Annotated in this window: 15 protein-coding genes; 8 read left to right on the top strand and 7 right to left on the bottom strand. The window is 62.1% G+C overall.

Annotation, left to right across the window (positions count from 1 at the left end; all coding sequences use genetic code 11):
* Positions 1–19 precede the first annotated feature (19 nt).
* From GSQ73_RS03595 to GSQ73_RS03585, 3 genes are all read right to left on the bottom strand, one after another.
* Positions 20–712: a hypothetical protein gene (locus GSQ73_RS03595; protein WP_158881057.1), complete on the bottom strand. Its 693-nt coding sequence runs from the start codon at positions 710–712 to the stop codon at positions 20–22.
* A gap of 251 nt (positions 713–963) precedes the next feature.
* Positions 964–1,176 (bottom strand): hypothetical protein, encoded by a 213-nt coding sequence (locus GSQ73_RS03590; RefSeq protein WP_158881055.1) that lies wholly within the window; start codon positions 1,174–1,176, stop codon positions 964–966.
* A gap of 113 nt (positions 1,177–1,289) precedes the next feature.
* The gene (locus GSQ73_RS03585; protein WP_158881053.1) at positions 1,290–1,883 is read right to left on the bottom strand and encodes an NAD(P)H-dependent oxidoreductase; all 594 of its coding nucleotides are present in this window, start codon (positions 1,881–1,883) and stop codon (positions 1,290–1,292) included.
* A 52-nt stretch (positions 1,884–1,935) separates the two neighbouring features.
* On the opposite strand from GSQ73_RS03585, the gene GSQ73_RS03580 reads away from it, so the two are divergent.
* Positions 1,936–2,328, top strand: a complete 393-nt coding sequence (locus GSQ73_RS03580; protein ID WP_216844711.1) for a helix-turn-helix domain-containing protein — start codon at positions 1,936–1,938, stop codon at positions 2,326–2,328.
* Positions 2,329–2,580: 252 nt separating this feature from the next.
* On the opposite strand, the gene GSQ73_RS03575 is transcribed toward GSQ73_RS03580, so the two are convergent.
* On the bottom strand, positions 2,581–4,053 hold the full coding sequence (locus tag GSQ73_RS03575; protein ID WP_158881051.1) for an AAA family ATPase: 1,473 nt from the start codon (positions 4,051–4,053) through the stop codon (positions 2,581–2,583).
* Positions 4,054–4,186: 133 nt separating this feature from the next.
* On the opposite strand from GSQ73_RS03575, the gene GSQ73_RS03570 reads away from it, so the two are divergent.
* The 7 genes from GSQ73_RS03570 to GSQ73_RS03540 all read left to right on the top strand — a co-directional run bounded on the left by GSQ73_RS03570 (position 4,187) and on the right by GSQ73_RS03540 (position 9,576).
* Entirely contained in the window at positions 4,187–5,758 is a 1,572-nt protein-coding gene (locus GSQ73_RS03570) for a hypothetical protein (protein ID WP_158881049.1), read from the top strand.
* A 403-nt stretch (positions 5,759–6,161) separates the two neighbouring features.
* A complete protein-coding gene (locus GSQ73_RS03565; protein ID WP_158881047.1) occupies positions 6,162–6,785 on the top strand; it encodes a YbhB/YbcL family Raf kinase inhibitor-like protein in 624 nt (207 codons plus the stop codon).
* Positions 6,786–6,910: 125 nt separating this feature from the next.
* Positions 6,911–7,066 carry a DUF1328 domain-containing protein gene (locus GSQ73_RS03560; RefSeq protein WP_158881045.1) on the top strand — a complete coding sequence of 52 codons (156 nt, stop codon included), beginning with the start codon at positions 6,911–6,913 and terminating at the stop codon, positions 7,064–7,066.
* A gap of 65 nt (positions 7,067–7,131) precedes the next feature.
* On the top strand, positions 7,132–7,494 hold the full coding sequence (locus GSQ73_RS03555; RefSeq protein ID WP_158881042.1) for a DUF883 family protein: 363 nt from the start codon (positions 7,132–7,134) through the stop codon (positions 7,492–7,494).
* 23 nt (positions 7,495–7,517) lie between these two features.
* A complete protein-coding gene (locus GSQ73_RS03550; RefSeq protein WP_254063254.1) occupies positions 7,518–7,997 on the top strand; it encodes an ABC transporter ATP-binding protein in 480 nt (159 codons plus the stop codon).
* The gene (locus GSQ73_RS03545; RefSeq protein WP_254063253.1) at positions 7,994–8,353 is read left to right on the top strand and encodes a hypothetical protein; all 360 of its coding nucleotides are present in this window, start codon (positions 7,994–7,996) and stop codon (positions 8,351–8,353) included. Before GSQ73_RS03550 ends, GSQ73_RS03545 begins: the two co-directional genes overlap by 4 nt.
* A gap of 143 nt (positions 8,354–8,496) precedes the next feature.
* A complete protein-coding gene (locus GSQ73_RS03540; protein WP_254063282.1) occupies positions 8,497–9,576 on the top strand; it encodes an AI-2E family transporter in 1,080 nt (359 codons plus the stop codon).
* Between the two features lie 102 nt (positions 9,577–9,678).
* Here GSQ73_RS03540 and GSQ73_RS03535 read toward each other — a convergent pair whose 3' ends face one another.
* The 3 genes from GSQ73_RS03535 to GSQ73_RS03525 are packed head-to-tail and all read right to left on the bottom strand — an operon-like array spanning position 9,679 to position 15,064.
* The gene (locus GSQ73_RS03535) at positions 9,679–10,443 is read right to left on the bottom strand and encodes an SDR family NAD(P)-dependent oxidoreductase (RefSeq protein ID WP_158881040.1); all 765 of its coding nucleotides are present in this window, start codon (positions 10,441–10,443) and stop codon (positions 9,679–9,681) included.
* Positions 10,440–11,873 carry a TolC family protein gene (locus tag GSQ73_RS03530; RefSeq protein ID WP_158881038.1) on the bottom strand — a complete coding sequence of 478 codons (1,434 nt, stop codon included), beginning with the start codon at positions 11,871–11,873 and terminating at the stop codon, positions 10,440–10,442. The genes GSQ73_RS03535 and GSQ73_RS03530 overlap by 4 nt, the downstream gene beginning before the upstream one ends.
* A complete protein-coding gene (locus tag GSQ73_RS03525; protein ID WP_158881036.1) occupies positions 11,873–15,064 on the bottom strand; it encodes an efflux RND transporter permease subunit in 3,192 nt (1,063 codons plus the stop codon). Before GSQ73_RS03525 ends, GSQ73_RS03530 begins: the two co-directional genes overlap by 1 nt.
* Between the last annotated feature and the right edge of the window lie 137 nt (positions 15,065–15,201).

The following is a 15,201-nucleotide window of genomic DNA, read 5'->3' as shown; positions in this document are numbered from 1 at the left end:
TTCGGCAAGTCATCGGACGTTAGTGGAAAGGCAACTCTTCTTGAGCATATTTGCCTTTCCATGAGTCGAGGGCTCGCGCTGCGTCACGCATGAGACTCCCACCAGTATGTTCGCCTTTAAATGTCCCCTGCAGGCGGCCATCACCGGAAAGAAACAGCACTAATTCGCTACGTCCACGCTGAAACAAAAAGCCGACGTTTGCAGATTCCTTGCCGCTCCCAAATCGATTGTCGAAGCCATGGAGCCAATGTTCCTCATGACCAAGTAGTCGCACCAAATCGCGACGTCCTTCCGGTCCCAATTGACGTGAACGTTTATCGTCACGGTGTGGATCTAACGGCGTAATGTTGGGAAAAACATACACGACATCTGCAGCACTGATGAATTCGAAAATTCCCGGTATGCCTGGGATACCCAATCCATCGGACTCCCATTCGCGATGCTTGCTGCCATCCGGCTCATTGACCTCGGTGTAGCGCACCCGACGCCAGCCAAGATCCCGCGATGCATAGACGTGCACCTCGGTGCTGCTGACGACCTCAACGGCAACGGGACTCTGAAATCCCGAAGCAATAATCGCCTCGTGAGTTTCATTGGCAGACAGCTCTTTCACCTTGCCATAGACCAAGGCGCCTTCGACATGAGTCGATTTCGCCACGATGGCCAGACCAAATATGGCAACTCCGACGTAAGTGGCGATGAGCATGCGCATATATTTGATGCTCTCGTTGAGTGGGCAATTACCGCTCTAGTGAATCAGATCAAGTAAAACTCTGGTGTCCGCTATGGGTCTAAAGCGAACGTTCTCAGCATACGCGACGAAGTTGATTGCTCAGCCTTTCGGAAAACACGGTCAGAGCCGACTTTCTACCAGCCTCGCGCGATCAAAGTGCACTGACCCCTGTTTATACCGCTGTTTATATAGACGTCGCGGGATGCGTTCTTACATCGTCAACTTGATCGTCACCCTGACGTTGGAATCACGGGTGCGTCGTAGCGGATGCGATAGGTGTGTTCCGGGAAACCACCATAGTCATAGAACATCGGCGGCTGGGCCGACGACGACAACAAAAAGCGGTCTGCTTCCCAGTGCCCGGAGATCATCAGCACCGCACGAGGTGCATGGCCGAGTTCACGCCGCACATCGAGCAGCGAGGCCTCAAGCTGGTCGTACATGGCACCGCGTTCGGCTTTCAGCCACGGCCAAGGTCCGCCCCCGTGAGAGAGGAAATAAGTCGGGAGCCGCGATAGCGTCATCACATGGTCCTTGAGCGCAGAAAGACGAGGAGTCAGGCCGTTGCCGCGCGCGCGGCCATCGTCGCCTTGGCCCACCAGACCAGGTCGTCAAGCGCGGCGATGGCCGAAGGCAACAAGCCCGCTTCGATATCTTCGATCGGCTTGTTGCCAACCATGGGGAATACAGCCATGAAGTCGCTGCCGCCAATATGGACGGCACCGCGGGTCGGCACCATCTGCAATTCCACACCGATGCCGCGCAGGTGCTCGATGGCGCGTCCTGCGCCCACGCTGCCATAACCGATCGCGGTGAAAGGCTTCCGGTTCCATTCTTTATAAGCTTGATCCAGCGCGTTTTTGAGGACGCCTGTAATCGAGTGATTGTATTCAGCCACGACAAAGATATAGCCGTCGTACTGCGCGATGGTTTGCTGCCATCGGATGGCTTCAGGATCCTTGCTCGGCACGCGGAGATTCGACGCGACCTCAGCGAAAAAAGGCAGCGGATGATCGCGCAGATCGACGACCTCGACGTCCATGTCCTGGCGTGCCTGCGCCTGTTTCAGCATCCATTGGGCGGGTTTGTCAGCGAACCTCGTCGGCCGGGTGGAGCCGATGATGAGGGCAATGCGGGGCTTAGCAGTCATGGTTTCGTCCTGTATGGTAGTCACTAATCGAAACCAGACTAGGAAGATTGCCGTGTCAGCACAAGAAGGCACCATTTCGAAACCAGGTGAACAAAAAGATCCCGCTACGTGCGAACACATCAGCCGAATGCTCTCGCGGATCTGCGATAAGTGGACCGTGCTCGTCGTACGAACGCTGGGGCACGGGCCGCGCCGATTCAATGCGCTACGCAGAGACGTTGGGGAGATCAGCCAGAAGATGCTGACGCAGACGTTGAAGGAGCTGGAAGAAAATGGCTTCGTGACCCGAACCGTCACACCCGTCAAGCCACCGCAGGTCGAATACGCGCTTACCGCGCTTGGCGAAGATTTCCTGCGTCCGGTTCGCGGTCTCGCCAAATGGGTCGCGACAAACTCCGAGCGCATAACGGCGGCGCGAAGGGCATACGCACCCCATCTCAAGTGAGCGGCAAAGTGGACGTGTCATAGGCTCGGGACAGAACCTCAACACAGGTCGATTCGCCACTCCAAACCACTGCTCTGAGAGAGCGACGCATACGCGATCGCCGGCCTGGTTCGACATTCAAAGGTCCGCTTGAATCATTCAAGAGACGTTCCACGAGCTCGTGATCGCTATACGGGAAAGGACGACTTCTTCGGGCTACTTCGAGGTGATAACGGACATCGCCGTCACCAAAAAGGACCGTTCGCTCGCAACTCAATCCGCCCCCACACACCGCCCCTGCGCCCACGTCCGCAACGCCTCCACCTTCTCCCGCATCAGCACCGACAACGGTCGCGTTTGTTTCAGCGCGGCGATGAGCGTCGCCTGATCGAGTGGCGTGTTGTTGCCGGCGGCATCGTAGAGAGCACTCACGATGGCTTGTTCGATTTCGGCGCCGGAGAAACCGTCGGCGGTTTGTGCGAGTGCAGGTAGATCGAAGGTGGTCGGGTCGAGTTTGCGGCGGGTGAGGTGCATGGCGAAGATGTCGGCGCGCACGGGTTCGGTGGGCAGGTCGACGAAGAAGATTTCGTCGAAGCGGCCTTTGCGAAGGAGTTCGGCGGGCAGTTCGTCGACGGCGTTGGCGGTGGCGACGACGAACACTTTCGCTTTGCGTTCGGCCATCCATGTGAGCAGGTAGCCGAGCACGCGACGCGATACGCCGCCGTCGTCGCCACCACCGGCGAGGCCTTTCTCTATCTCGTCGATCCACAGCACGCACGGCGCGAGCAGCTCGGTACTCGCCAGTGCTTCGCGCAGGTTCTTTTCGGTTTCGCCCTGGTACTTGTCGTAGAGCGTGCCGAAGTCCAGCCGCACCAGCGGCACGCCGAAGCCACCGGCGATGGCTTTCGACGCGAGGCTTTTGCCGCAGCCCTGCACGCCGAGCAACAGCACGCCTTTCGGCGGATCGAGTGTCGGCGTGGTCGATGGATCGAGGAACACCGCGCGTCGTCGCTGCACCCATTCGCGCACGCGACGCACGCCGGCGACATCGGCGAAACTCGCGGTGGCGTATTCGTAATGCAGCAGGCCGGAGCGATTGAGCAGGTCGAACTTCGCCTGCATCAACTCGGGCAGGTCGGCCTGATTGAGTGCGCCGTCGTTGTAGATGAGCTTGCGCACGATGCGTCGCGCATCCGGCGCGGACAGCCCGAGCAGGTTGCGCACGATGGTGCGCGCAGCATCGTTGTCCACGTCGACATTACGGCCCTGTTCGCGCTGCCACGCTGCGGCTTCACCGCGCAGGATGCCGGCGAGTTCCTTGATGTCCGGTAGTGACAGCGGCACGCGCAACGCGAGCGCTTCAAGTTCGTCGGGCAGTTCGACCTTGGCGCCGACCAGCACGATGGTGTGTGCGGCGGAGCGCTGCCGCTGCACGATTTCCCGGAACTGGCGCAGGCTCATCGCGTAGCCGAGCAGACCGTCAAAATCGAACAACAAAAAAATACCGCGCTCGTTTTGCGCGCGAATCGCATCGAGCGTGGCGGTGACGTCGGGCGGCACCTTTATTTCTTGCGCAAAATCGAGCCGCGTGAGTCCGTCGGTCAGCGTCCAGCGCCACAACGGATGCAAAGCTTGCGCGATCACGTGCCGGAAGCACTCGATCACGCGCTGCTCGTCCACTGTTTCGATCACCAGCAGCGGCGTCGATGCACGCACCAGCGTGGTGAGATCCTGCAATTCGTTCATGGGTTCCCCGTGCTTGCGCGCGCACCTTAGCAGAGTGACGCGGGCATGACTTTCCGCAGGGCATGACTTCTCTCATGCGGCGCTGCACAGCGGACCGCCTAGGCTGCGTGCTCCCCCCGCTCAGTGAGATGTCATGAACAAGCGCGCGCGTTGGTGTGGCACTTTTTCGATCGCGATGCTCGCCACGCTCGGCGCGACCGCTGCGCTCGCAACACCACGACCTGTTGCGGGCGCGGATGGTTCGAGTATGGGCAGCACGACACATCCGGGGTGCGAAGGCATCGATGCGCACGCGTGCCTCGACCTCGCACTTCAGGCGATGGGCGGTCGCGAAAAACTGGCCGGCATCCACGACGTGCAACTCGACGTGATCGGCCACACCGCGCTCACCGAACAGTCGTATCGACAGGCGCCTTTCATCACCAGCTACGAACGCGATCAGCTCACGGTGGATTTCGACAAGGGCCGCTTGCTCGAACACAACCACGCGGTGTGGCCGGAATCCGATCCGCATCAGGCCGAAGGCGACGTCACCTTGATCGCCACGAGCCAGGGCGGCGTGTATCACGGCAAACAGGGCGATGCGCCGTGTTCGGCATCCGATCTCGACGACCTGCGCGCCACGCTGTCGCTCGCACCCGAACGCTTGTTGCTCACCGCGGCGGCAGCGCCGGATCTGCACTACGCGAACGACGGATGGCTGCGCTCCACGCCGCACAGTGCGCTGGAATTTCGCTGGAACGGACAACCGGTGCGCGTGCTGATCAACGCCTTCAATCACCTGCCCGACGCGCTGGAACGGACTGCGGCATTTCGTGATTTCTGGTTCGCGTGGGGTGACGTCGATCAGCGTGTGTATTTCGACAACTGGCATCTGTTCCATGGCGTGGTGTATCCGACCAATCAGGTCGAAGTGCGCAATGGCGTGGCGTGGAAATCCAGCCAGGTGCTCGACGCGATTTTCAACGCGCCGCTGGACGACAAGAATTTCGCGATGGATGAAAAGGCGGCGCACGCGAGCATGCAATCGCCGGGCTGGGATCGCCCGTTCAACGGCAAGAAGAAAATCGAACTGGCGCCGGGCGTCGAGTTGTATCGCGGTGCATGGAACGCCACGCTGATCCGTCAGCAGAATGGCGTGCTGGTGCTGGAAGCGCCGATCGCACCGTCGTACGCCAAGGCGGTGTTCGACAAGGCGCGCAGCGAATTTCCCGGCGCGCCCTTGCTCGGCGTGCTCACTACATCGGATTCATGGCCGCACATCGCCGGCGTGCGCGAGGCCGTCGCCGAAGGCGTCACCGTCTATGCACTCGACCTCAACCGGCCGTTGCTGGCGAAGCTGATTGCCGCACCGCACCGGCTGCATCCGGATGCGCTGCAGATCAGTCCGATGCCGGCGCAATGGCGCACGGTATCGGGTCGGCTGGAAATGGGACGTGGGGCAAATCGCGTGGTCGCGTATCCGCTGCGCGGCGCATCCACCGAGCGGCAGTACATGGTTTATTTCCCGCAGCACCGGCTGTTGTATGCGAGCGACACGCTGGCGATCAATCCCGATCACACGCTGTACGACCTGCAGCTGATGCACGAAGTCGTGCAGGCGGTGCAACGCGAACATTTGAAAGTGGACACGGTGTTCGCGATGCACGAAGGCCCGACGCCTTGGAGCGAGGTGGAGAAGCTGGTGGCCGCGGCGGGGAAGTAGTTCGAGAGACGAGCGGTTGCTGTGAGCGGGTGTCATGTCGATGGGGTTGGCATCGGCAATCCGGCTTTCGAAATATTCCGTCATTCCGGCGAAAGCCGGAATCCACCCACGCGTTGGAACGCGGCTACGACTCGGCGTCAGCTCGTGTTTACTTTCTCGCAAGTGAGCGCAGTTTCGTTGTCAAACTGGATGACCAGCTTCGCCGTCGAGACGCTTCTCCGGCTTGCGGGGAATGGCCGCTTGGAGATATGGGTAACGAGTTGAGGTGACGGAACGCGTCTTTGCTCGTCATTCCGGCGAAGGCCGGAATGCATTTCGGCAACGAAGCTGGTCACTTGGCGACAGTCAGCCACAGTAGCGACGTAGTGCGCGACACTCATCCGATCACCATCAGGGAACCACCATGCAACTACGCAGCGACAGTTTCGAGAATGATCAGTCCATTCCGGCAGAGTTTGCGTTCGGGAAGAAAGCCGAGCCGTTTGCGTTGTCGGATAACCGCAGTCCGCACTTGGCATGGAGCAACGCGCCGTCGGTAACGCGGTCGTTTGCGCTCACGTGCATCGATAACGACGTGCCGAGCGTGGGTGACGACGTCAACCAGCCCGGTCGCACGGTGCCGGCGGATTTACCGAGGGTGGAGTTTTCGCATTGGCTGATGGCGAATATTCCGCTCGAGTGTGTGGAGTTGTCGGCCGGCGCGTGCAGCGATGAAGTCACGCCGCGCGGCAAGCGCGATCCGTTCGGCCCGCCCGGCAGCGTGCAGGGCGTCAACAGCTTCACCGGCTGGTTCGCCGGCGACAAGGACATGAGTGGCGAGTACCTCGGCTACGACGGTCCATGTCCGCCGTGGAACGATGCGCGCATGCATCATTATCACTTCAAGGTGTACGCGCTCGATGTGGAGTCGCTGCCGTTGGTGAAAGGTTTTTCACTAGCCGAGCTGCGAGCAGCGATGGTCGGGCACGTGTTGGCCGAAGCTGAACTCGTCGGTCGGTATAGCCTCAATCCGGTGGTTAAAAGCTGAACAAGTGGGCACCGCGTGCAGAACTGCGCGGGCGATCTTCACATGCGCATGGCGGGCGCTATGGATGAATGACGGCACGGCCCTTGTCGGGCCGACAGCTTACTTCCATTCATGAGGACATCGTCATGCTGCATTACGCGCTGGTTTTTCTGGTCATCGCCATCATCGCTGCCGTGCTGGGTTTCGGCGGCATCGCCGGCGCCGCCGCAGGCATCGCGAAGATTCTTTTCGTCATCTTCCTGATCCTGGCCGTGATTGCGTTCTTCCGTCGCGCCAGATAAGTCGGTCAGGATAAGAAGCGGAACTCGCGACAACACGACCCACTACGTTTCCACGGAGCATTGCAATGAACAAGCAGGTACAACACCCCGAGTCGGTCAATGGCAACCGCATTGACGAGAGTGCCGAGCGCGTCAAGCAGGCAACGTCAAACGTGGTGTCGAGCACCAAGGACGCGGTGGAACGCGCCGCGGATCAGGTCGAATCCACCCTGCATAGCGCGACCGACAAGGCAGCCGACACCGCCAATCGCGCTGCCGACAAAGCAGCCGAATTGAGTGATCGCGGACGCGAGGTGTATGACGAAACGATGGATCGCGCCGATGCATGGCTCGAGACGGCACGTGAATACGTGCGCGAAAAGCCGGTGCAATCGGTCGCCATCGCGCTCGGTGCTGGCTGGTTGATCGGTCGTATCCTTCGTCGTTGAATCGTTCGACGGCGGGGGATGCAATGGACAACCAGGACGTACCACCCCAGACGACAACGGCGCCGGATCCGGCGCCGTTGTCGTCTGGGCTGCTGGACGACATCGCGCGATTCGGACGCGCATTCAAGCAATTGTTCGGTGCGCAGCTGCATCTGCTCGCTGCGGAAATGGGCCTCGCGCGCAGCGCGGTTTCGTGGATGCTGCTGGCCGGCCTTGCTGCCACTGTGGCCGGCGTCGGACTCGGGCTGAGCGTGCTCGCGTTGATCGGCATGCTGCTCGCGAAGTGGCTCGGTTCGTGGCTGCTGGCGCTGCTGGCACTGTGCGTGTTGCAGATACTTTTTCTGCTTGGCGCGATTCTTTTGTTCCGTCGCTGTATGCACTGGATGAGCTTGCCGGCGACGCGTGGCGAATGGAGTGCGATGATGCGCGACACGGTGCGAAAGGCTGATCGCAACATTGCCATCAGCCGCGCCGTCGACGACGTGGAGCGGAGAACGCCATGAGCATTTTCGATCGCATCGGCAAGGTAAAGGCGGCGCAGGCACGCATGGCGCTCGCGCGGCATGAACTGAGCACCCCGACCGCGGCGTTGCTGGCACGGGGCCACGCGCATCCGCTCACCACCGTGGGTGCGGCGGCGGGCGCCGGGTTCGTTCTTGGCAAACTCAACGTGCATCCACTGCGCATCCCGGGCCTGGGTTCACTGCTCGGCGGCGGTCTGGCGGAAGCGGTGGCTTACGGCACCAAGCTGGTTGCCGAGCTCGGCCCAAGTGTGTTCGCCGGACGCGAATTCGAACGTCGCGCGGAAGCGGATGATTTGGGCAGAACCGATCCACTCGCCGATATCGACGCGCCGTGAGCGCCGAGGGCGAAACACGCGCGATTCCGCCGAGCGAGATGCTCGATCCCGACGAATCGACGCGCGAGGACGACGTCGATGTCGAAGTTGAAATAGAAATAGAAAGCAATACCAACGCCACGCATTCGACCCAGCGCAAGACGATGCGCGCGTTCCACACCACGCGCGGGATGCGCCGTCATCTGCGCGCGGTGCGCGTGCTGTTGAACGTGCTGTTGTTTCTGGCGCTGATGTATACCGTCACGCTGACCAAGTCATTGCTGATTCCGCTGGTGCTGGCCGCGTTTCTCGGGCTCGCGCTGAACCCGGTGGTTGCTGCCGGCGCGCGATTGCATTTGCCGCGATGGTTGAGCGCCAGTGTGCTGATGATCGCGTTGATCGTCGGCATCGCCGGCGGCATCAGCGCGCTGGCGCAGCCGGCGATTGGCTGGTTCCATGGCGCACCCGCGGCGATCAAGACGCTGGTGCCGAAACTGAAAAGCATGACCAAGCCGCTCGAAGCGGCCAACCGCGCAACGCAGAGTCTGGTGAACGCGCAAAGCAATGGCCACAGCGCCGTTGTCGCACCCGCGCCGACGAGCATGGCGATCAGTGCGTGGGACATCGTTTCCACTGCGCCGAAAATTCTCGCCGGCATTCTCAGCGTGATGCTGCTGGTGTTTTTCTTCCTGATGTTCGGCGACTCGATGTTGCGACGACTGGTCGAGATCACGCCGGGGTTTGCGTACAAGCGGCATGCGGTGGCGATCGTGCGCGGCATCCAGACCGAAGTGTCGCGCTACCTGCTGACCGCGTTGCTGATCAACGCGAGCCTGGGCGCGCTCACCGCAGGCATGCTGTGGCTTTACCACATGCCCGATGCATTGCTCTGGGGCACCGTGGCGATGTTCGCCAATTTCATTCCGTATGTCGGTGCGATCAGTACCGCGATCATCCTCGCGCTGGTCGGCATGCTCTACGCGAATGACGCGTCGCTGCATGCGTTCCTGCCGGCAATCACGTTCTCCGCCATCACCGTGCTGGAAGGCAACCTGATCACGCCGATGATCCAGGGTCGCAGCATGCGGCTCAGTCCGATCGCAATCCTGCTGTGGCTGCTGGTGTGGGGCTGGTTGTGGGGTGTGCCGGGTGCGCTGCTCGCGGTACCGATGCTCACCTGCACCAAGCTGATTGCCGAGCGCGTGCGTGGCTGGACCTGGTTCGCGGTGATCGTGGCGCGTTGAGTGGCTCTGCGGCAAAGGTCGGCATGTTGCGGCCGCGTGATGCTGGATGCTGGCCTTCGCCAGCATGACGGAATAAAACGCAGGCCTGATCCTTGGTGACGTCTACCAGGCGATGCGTTCGCCATCGCGAAAAAATCCGCCGTTCGTCGCAACGTGTTCGGGCAGGCACGCGGCCCACACGATACCTGCCGCGCCTTCGCTCACCGGGCGCCCGCCCGGACCGCCCATGTCGGTCGCGACCCAGCCGGGGCACACCGCGTTGACCAGAATGCCGCTGCCGGCGAGTTCCGCGGCGAGCGAACGGGTGTACGTGTTCAGCGCCGCCTTGGACACGCGATAGGCCGGGCATTGCTCGGTTTGCACGGCGGTCGAGCCGCAGCCGCTGGAAACATTTACCACGCGGCCGTAACCGTGGCGGCGCATGAGCGGCAACATCGCCTCGCTCAATCGCCATGCGCCGAGCAGGTTGGTGTCCAGCGCGGACTGCACCGATTCAATCGATGCCGATGACGGGCGATCGCGCACGTCGTAGTTGGCGCCGGCGTTGTTGACGAGGACGTCCAGACGTCCATAGTTGCGATCGACCAACGACGACAGCGCGTCGATATCGGCTTGCACGGTAACGTCGAGTTTCACCGCCACTACGTCCACGCCGTCGCGACGAAACTGCTTGGCCAACTTCTCTCCAGCCGCGAATTCGCGCGCGCCGAGCAGCACGGTCATGCCGGTGGCGGAAAGCTGGCGCACCACTTCCAGCCCCAACCCGCGATTCGCGCCGCTGACCAGCGCGATCTGTTGCGCGAGCGGCGGCGCAACGACCAGCGAGCGGCCACCACGTCGCCGGATGGTCGTGATCGCCGCGCTCATGGCGTCGCGGCCAACTGGCTGCAATGCTCGTCGCCGCAAGCCTGCCAGCCGCCGCCGAGTGCCTTGTACAACGCCACGGCGCGCGTGTTGATGCCCGCTTCGGCCTGCGCCAGATCGTCTTCGGCGGAGAGCTGCGTGCGCTCGGCATCGAGCAGTTCGAGAAAGCCTGTCTCGCCTTCCTGGTAGCGCACGCGCGCGAGATCCGCCGCGCGCTGACTCTGCGTGCTCTGGTCGATCAGGTGATCGACGCGCACGCGCTGCTGGTTGAAGCCGGTGACTGCGTTGTCGATGTCCTCGATCGCCAGCAATACGGTTTGCTGATAATTCGCCTGCGCTGCATCCGTGCGCGCTTCGCTCGCGTGCAGGTTGGCGCGTACGCGCTGGATGTTCAGGCCGCTCCAGCTGATGCCTGGCGTAAGCGACCACGCACGCGTGGATGCACCGCCGAAATCATTCGCGCGCCCAGCGAGAAAACCGAGGAAGCCGCCGAGCGAAATGTGCGGAAAGAAATCCGCCTTGGCCACGCCGATTCGCGCGTTCGCCGCGGCGTATTCACGCTCGGCGACGCGGATGTCCGGACGGCGCGCGAGCACATCGCCGGCATCACCGATCGGCAGGTTCACCGCGATCGGCTGGAAACTCTTCGGCGACAGGTCGATGTCGAGTTCGCCCGGACGCTGACCCAGCAGCACCGCGAGCCGGAACGTGCTGGCGCTCACCTGTGTTTGCAGCACCGGCAGTTGCGCCTGCACCGAACTCAGTTGCGCTTTCGCGCTGGCGACATCCTGTTCGGAACCGGCGCCAAGTTGCATGCGCACTTCGGCGAGGTGCACGGTCTGGCGCTGGTTGTCGATGTTGCGATTGGCGATATCCAGCCGCAACTGGCTGCCGCGCAGTTCGAAATAATTGCGCGCGACTTCCGCCAGCAAACTCACCTGGGCGTTGTGCAGCGATGCCTCGCTGGCGCCGAGATCGGCGCCGGCCGCTTCCACCGAACGACGCACGCCGCCGAACACATCGAGCTCCCATGACGCATCGAAACCGGCCTGGTAACTGGTGACCGTGGTGCGCTGCGTGGTGAAACCCGGTTGCTGTTCGCGGCTGCGCGCGTAGTTGATGTCGGTGTCGATGGTCGGCAGCTGGTCGGATTTCGCATCGCTGAGCATCGCGCGCGATTCGTGCAGGCGCGCGACGGCGATGCGCAGGTCGAGATTGTTCGCAGAGGCGCGCTGGATCAGCGCATTCAACGTCGGATCGTTGAACTGCTTCCACCACGTGGCCTGGAACGGCGCGTGATTTTCCTGCGCGTTGTCGAGGCCCTGCAGTTGCGGCGCGGCGAGTTTCGTCGCGTGATAGTCGGGGCCGACGCTGGCACAGCCGGCGAGGGCCAGGGCCGCACTGATCGCGGCCACTTTCAAGAAGGTTTTCATCAGTGGTTCTCCAGTGCCGGGTGCGCGTGGGCGGCGGCGCGTTCGAGTGCGCGCGCCTCGCGACGTTCGACCAGCGAGCGAATGAGTACGTAGAACAGCGGCGTGTAAATGAGGCCGAAGATGGTGACGCCCAGCATGCCGGCGAACACCGCCACGCCCATTGCGTGACGCATTTCGGCACCCGCACCGTGCGACGTCACCAGCGGCACCACGCCCATGATGAAAGCGAACGAGGTCATCAGGATCGGGCGCAGTCGCAGCTTGGCTGCCTCGAGCACCGCGTCGTAACGCGACATGCCTTCGAGCTGGCGTTCGCGGGCGAACTCGACGATCAGGATCGCGTTCTTGCACGCCAGGCCGACCAGCACGATCAAGCCGATCTGAGTGAAGATGTTGTTGTCGCCGCCGCTCAGCCACACGCCGGCAATCGCGGACAGCAGCACCATCGGCACGATCAGAATCACCGCCAGCGGCAGCGACCAGCTTTCGTACAGCGACGACAGCACCAGGAACACCAGCAGCACGCACAAAGGGAACACCAGGATCGCGGTGTTGCCGGCGAGGATCTGCTGGTAGGTCAGCTCGGTCCACTCGAAGCTCACGCCATTGGGCAAATTGTTTTTCGCCAGCTTTTCCATCGCCGCCTGCGCCTGGCCCGAGCTGAAGCCCGGCGCCGGACCGCCATTGATTTCAGCTGTGGGGTATCCGTTGTAATGCTGCACTCGATCCGGGCCGGCCCCTTGCTGCACGGTGACGAACGAACCCAGCGGCACCATTTGGCCCTGCGCGTTGCGCGTCTTCAGGCCGAGGATGTCTTCGGGCGAATGGCGGAACGCGGGATCCGCGGAAACATTCACCTGATACGTGCGACCGAAGCGGTTGAAGTCGTTGACGTAGAGCGAGCCGAGATACGCCTGCATCGTCTCGTAGACATCGGACAGGTTCACGCCTTCGGCCTTCGCTTTTTCGCGATCGACGTTGGCATCCACCTGCGGCACGCTCACCTGGAAACTGGAGAACAACCCGGCCAGCGCCGGCTCCTTGCGACTCGCGGTAATCAGCGTCTGCGTCTGCTTGAACAGCTCTTCGAAACCGCGGTCGCTGCGATCCTCGATCTGCAGACGGAAACCACCGATCGTGCCCAGGCCCATCACCGGCGGCGGCGGGAATACCGCGATGTACGCGTCCTGGATCGCCGCGAATTTCTGGTTGAGTGCGGCGGCAATCGCGCCCGACGACAAGTCGGCGCTGCGACGTTCCTCGAACGGTTTCAGCGTGACGAACACGATGCCGGAGTTGGTGCTGTTGGTGAAGCCGTTGATCGACAGGCCGGGGAACGCCACCGCGTGTTCGACGCCCGGCTGCTTGAGTGCGATGGCGCTCATGCGCTGGATCACGTCTTCCGAGCGATCGAGCGATGCGGCGTCCGGCAGTTGCGCGAACGACACCAGGTACTGCTTGTCTTGCTGCGGCACGAATCCGGTTGGCACGTGCGAGAAACCGAGCCAGGTCAGGCCGATCAAACCGGCGTACACCACCAGCGCGATCGGGCCCTTGCCGAGCACGCGCTTCACGCCGCCGACGTAGCGATCCGAGCCACGATGGAACATGCGATTGAACGGATGAAATAGCCATCCAAACGCGCGATCGATGCCGCGGGTCAGGCGATCCTTCGGTGCGTCATGCGCTTTCAGCAACACCGCGGCGAGCGCCGGGCTCAAGGTGAGCGAGTTGAACGCGGAGATCACCGTGGAGATCGCGATGGTCAACGCGAACTGGCGATAGAACTGTCCGGTGAGGCCGCTGACGAACGCGGTCGGAATGAACACCGCGCACAACACAAGTGCGGTCGCGACGATCGGTCCGGTGACTTCGTGCATCGCCTTGCGTGTGGCTTCGCGCGGCGTTTGCCCGAGTTCGATATGCCGCTCGACGTTTTCCACCACCACGATGGCGTCATCCACCACGATGCCGATCGCCAGCACCAGTCCGAACAATGAAAGTGCGTTGAGCGAGAAACCCGCGAGATACATGATCGCGAACGTGCCGACCAGCGACACCGGCACCGCCACCAGCGGAATGATCGATGCGCGCCAGGTCTGCAGGAACAGGATCACCACCAGCACGACCAGCAGGATCGCTTCGAGCAGTGTGTGCGCTACGGCCTCGATCGAGCCACGCACGAACACGGTCGGGTCGTAGACGATCGAGTAGTCGACACCTTGCGGGAATTCCGTTTTCAGCTGCGCCATGGTGTTGCGCACTTCGTCGGAAATCTGGATCGCGTTGGAACCGGGGCGCGCGAAGATCGGCAGCGCGACCGCCGGCTTGTTGTCGAGCAGGCTGCGCAGCGCGTAGTTGTTGGAGCCGAGATCGACGCTGCCGACATCGCGCAGATGCGTCACGCCGCCGTTGGCGTCGGTGCGCACGATGATGTCGCGAAAGTCGTCTTCGCTGACCAGCCGTCCGCGCGTGTTGATGTTGAGCTGAAACGCATTGTTGTTCGGTCCGGGCGGCGCATTCAGCGCGCCGGCAGCGACCTGCACGTTCTGTTCGCGGATCGCGTTGATCACGTCGCCGGTGGTGAGCGAACGCTGCGCAAGGCGTTGCGGATCGAGCCACACGCGCATCGAGTATTCGCCGGCGCCGAAGATCTGCACATCACCGACGCCGTCGAGGCGGCCGAGCACATCTTTCACGTGCAGTCGCGCGTAGTTCGACAGGTAAAGCATGTCGTAGCGCTGATCGGGCGAGGTGAGATGCACCACCATCGTGAGGTCGGGCGAACTCTTCTGCGTGGTGACGCCGAGCCGCTGGGTTTCTTCCGGCAGTTTCGGCAGTGCCTGCGCGACGCGATTCTGCACATCGACCTGTGCGGTGTTGAGGTCGGTGCCGAGCGCAAACGTCACGGTGAGCGTCATCGCGCCATCGCTGGTCGCCTGCGACGAGGTGTAGAGCATGCCTTCGACGCCGTTGATCTGTTCCTCCAGCGGTGTGGCGACGGTTTCTGCGATGACCTTGGGATTGGCGCCGGGGTAGCTGGCCTTCACCACGACCGTCGGTGGGACCACTTCGGGGTATTCGCTGATCGGCAGTTTGAACACCGCGATGGAGCCAGTGATCAGGAACAGCAGCGATAGGACCGCCGCCATGATCGGCCGGTCGACAAAGAACTGGGCAACGTTTTTCATGCAATGAATCCTCGTCGAAGCCGTTTCCGGCTTCGGTTTTTTTCTTTGCCCCTCTTCCTGCAAGGCAGGAGGAGGTTGGGAGGGGATAGAGCTTTTGGCTGTTTACGGGCCGCGATGAACGTCGCTCGCCCGGAGAG

Source organism: Rhodanobacter sp. L36 (assembly GCF_009765755.1).
Lineage (GTDB): Bacteria > Pseudomonadota > Gammaproteobacteria > Xanthomonadales > Rhodanobacteraceae > Rhodanobacter.
The sequence above is the reverse complement of the archived record's forward strand: the minus strand, read 5'-3'. Positions and strand labels throughout refer to the sequence as shown.

Excerpts from the sequence above, each read along its gene's own strand:
- GSQ73_RS03535 (WP_158881040.1), bottom strand. The coding sequence starts at position 10,443 with ATGAGCGCGGCGATCACGACCATCCGGCGACGTGGTGGCCGCTCGCTG.
- GSQ73_RS03545 (WP_254063253.1), top strand. The coding sequence starts at position 7,994 with ATGAGCATTTTCGATCGCATCGGCAAGGTAAAGGCGGCGCAGGCACGC.
- GSQ73_RS03595 (WP_158881057.1), bottom strand. The coding sequence starts at position 712 with ATGCGCATGCTCATCGCCACTTACGTCGGAGTTGCCATATTTGGTCTG.
- GSQ73_RS03570 (WP_158881049.1), top strand. The coding sequence starts at position 4,187 with ATGAACAAGCGCGCGCGTTGGTGTGGCACTTTTTCGATCGCGATGCTC.
- GSQ73_RS03585 (WP_158881053.1), bottom strand. The coding sequence starts at position 1,883 with ATGACTGCTAAGCCCCGCATTGCCCTCATCATCGGCTCCACCCGGCCG.
- GSQ73_RS03550 (WP_254063254.1), top strand. The coding sequence starts at position 7,518 with ATGGACAACCAGGACGTACCACCCCAGACGACAACGGCGCCGGATCCG.
- GSQ73_RS03565 (WP_158881047.1), top strand. The coding sequence starts at position 6,162 with ATGCAACTACGCAGCGACAGTTTCGAGAATGATCAGTCCATTCCGGCA.
- GSQ73_RS03555 (WP_158881042.1), top strand. The coding sequence starts at position 7,132 with ATGAACAAGCAGGTACAACACCCCGAGTCGGTCAATGGCAACCGCATT.
- GSQ73_RS03525 (WP_158881036.1), bottom strand. The coding sequence starts at position 15,064 with ATGAAAAACGTTGCCCAGTTCTTTGTCGACCGGCCGATCATGGCGGCG.
- GSQ73_RS03590 (WP_158881055.1), bottom strand. The coding sequence starts at position 1,176 with ATGTACGACCAGCTTGAGGCCTCGCTGCTCGATGTGCGGCGTGAACTC.
- GSQ73_RS03560 (WP_158881045.1), top strand. The coding sequence starts at position 6,911 with ATGCTGCATTACGCGCTGGTTTTTCTGGTCATCGCCATCATCGCTGCC.
- GSQ73_RS03575 (WP_158881051.1), bottom strand. The coding sequence starts at position 4,053 with ATGAACGAATTGCAGGATCTCACCACGCTGGTGCGTGCATCGACGCCG.
- GSQ73_RS03540 (WP_254063282.1), top strand. The coding sequence starts at position 8,497 with ATGCGCGCGTTCCACACCACGCGCGGGATGCGCCGTCATCTGCGCGCG.
- GSQ73_RS03530 (WP_158881038.1), bottom strand. The coding sequence starts at position 11,873 with ATGAAAACCTTCTTGAAAGTGGCCGCGATCAGTGCGGCCCTGGCCCTC.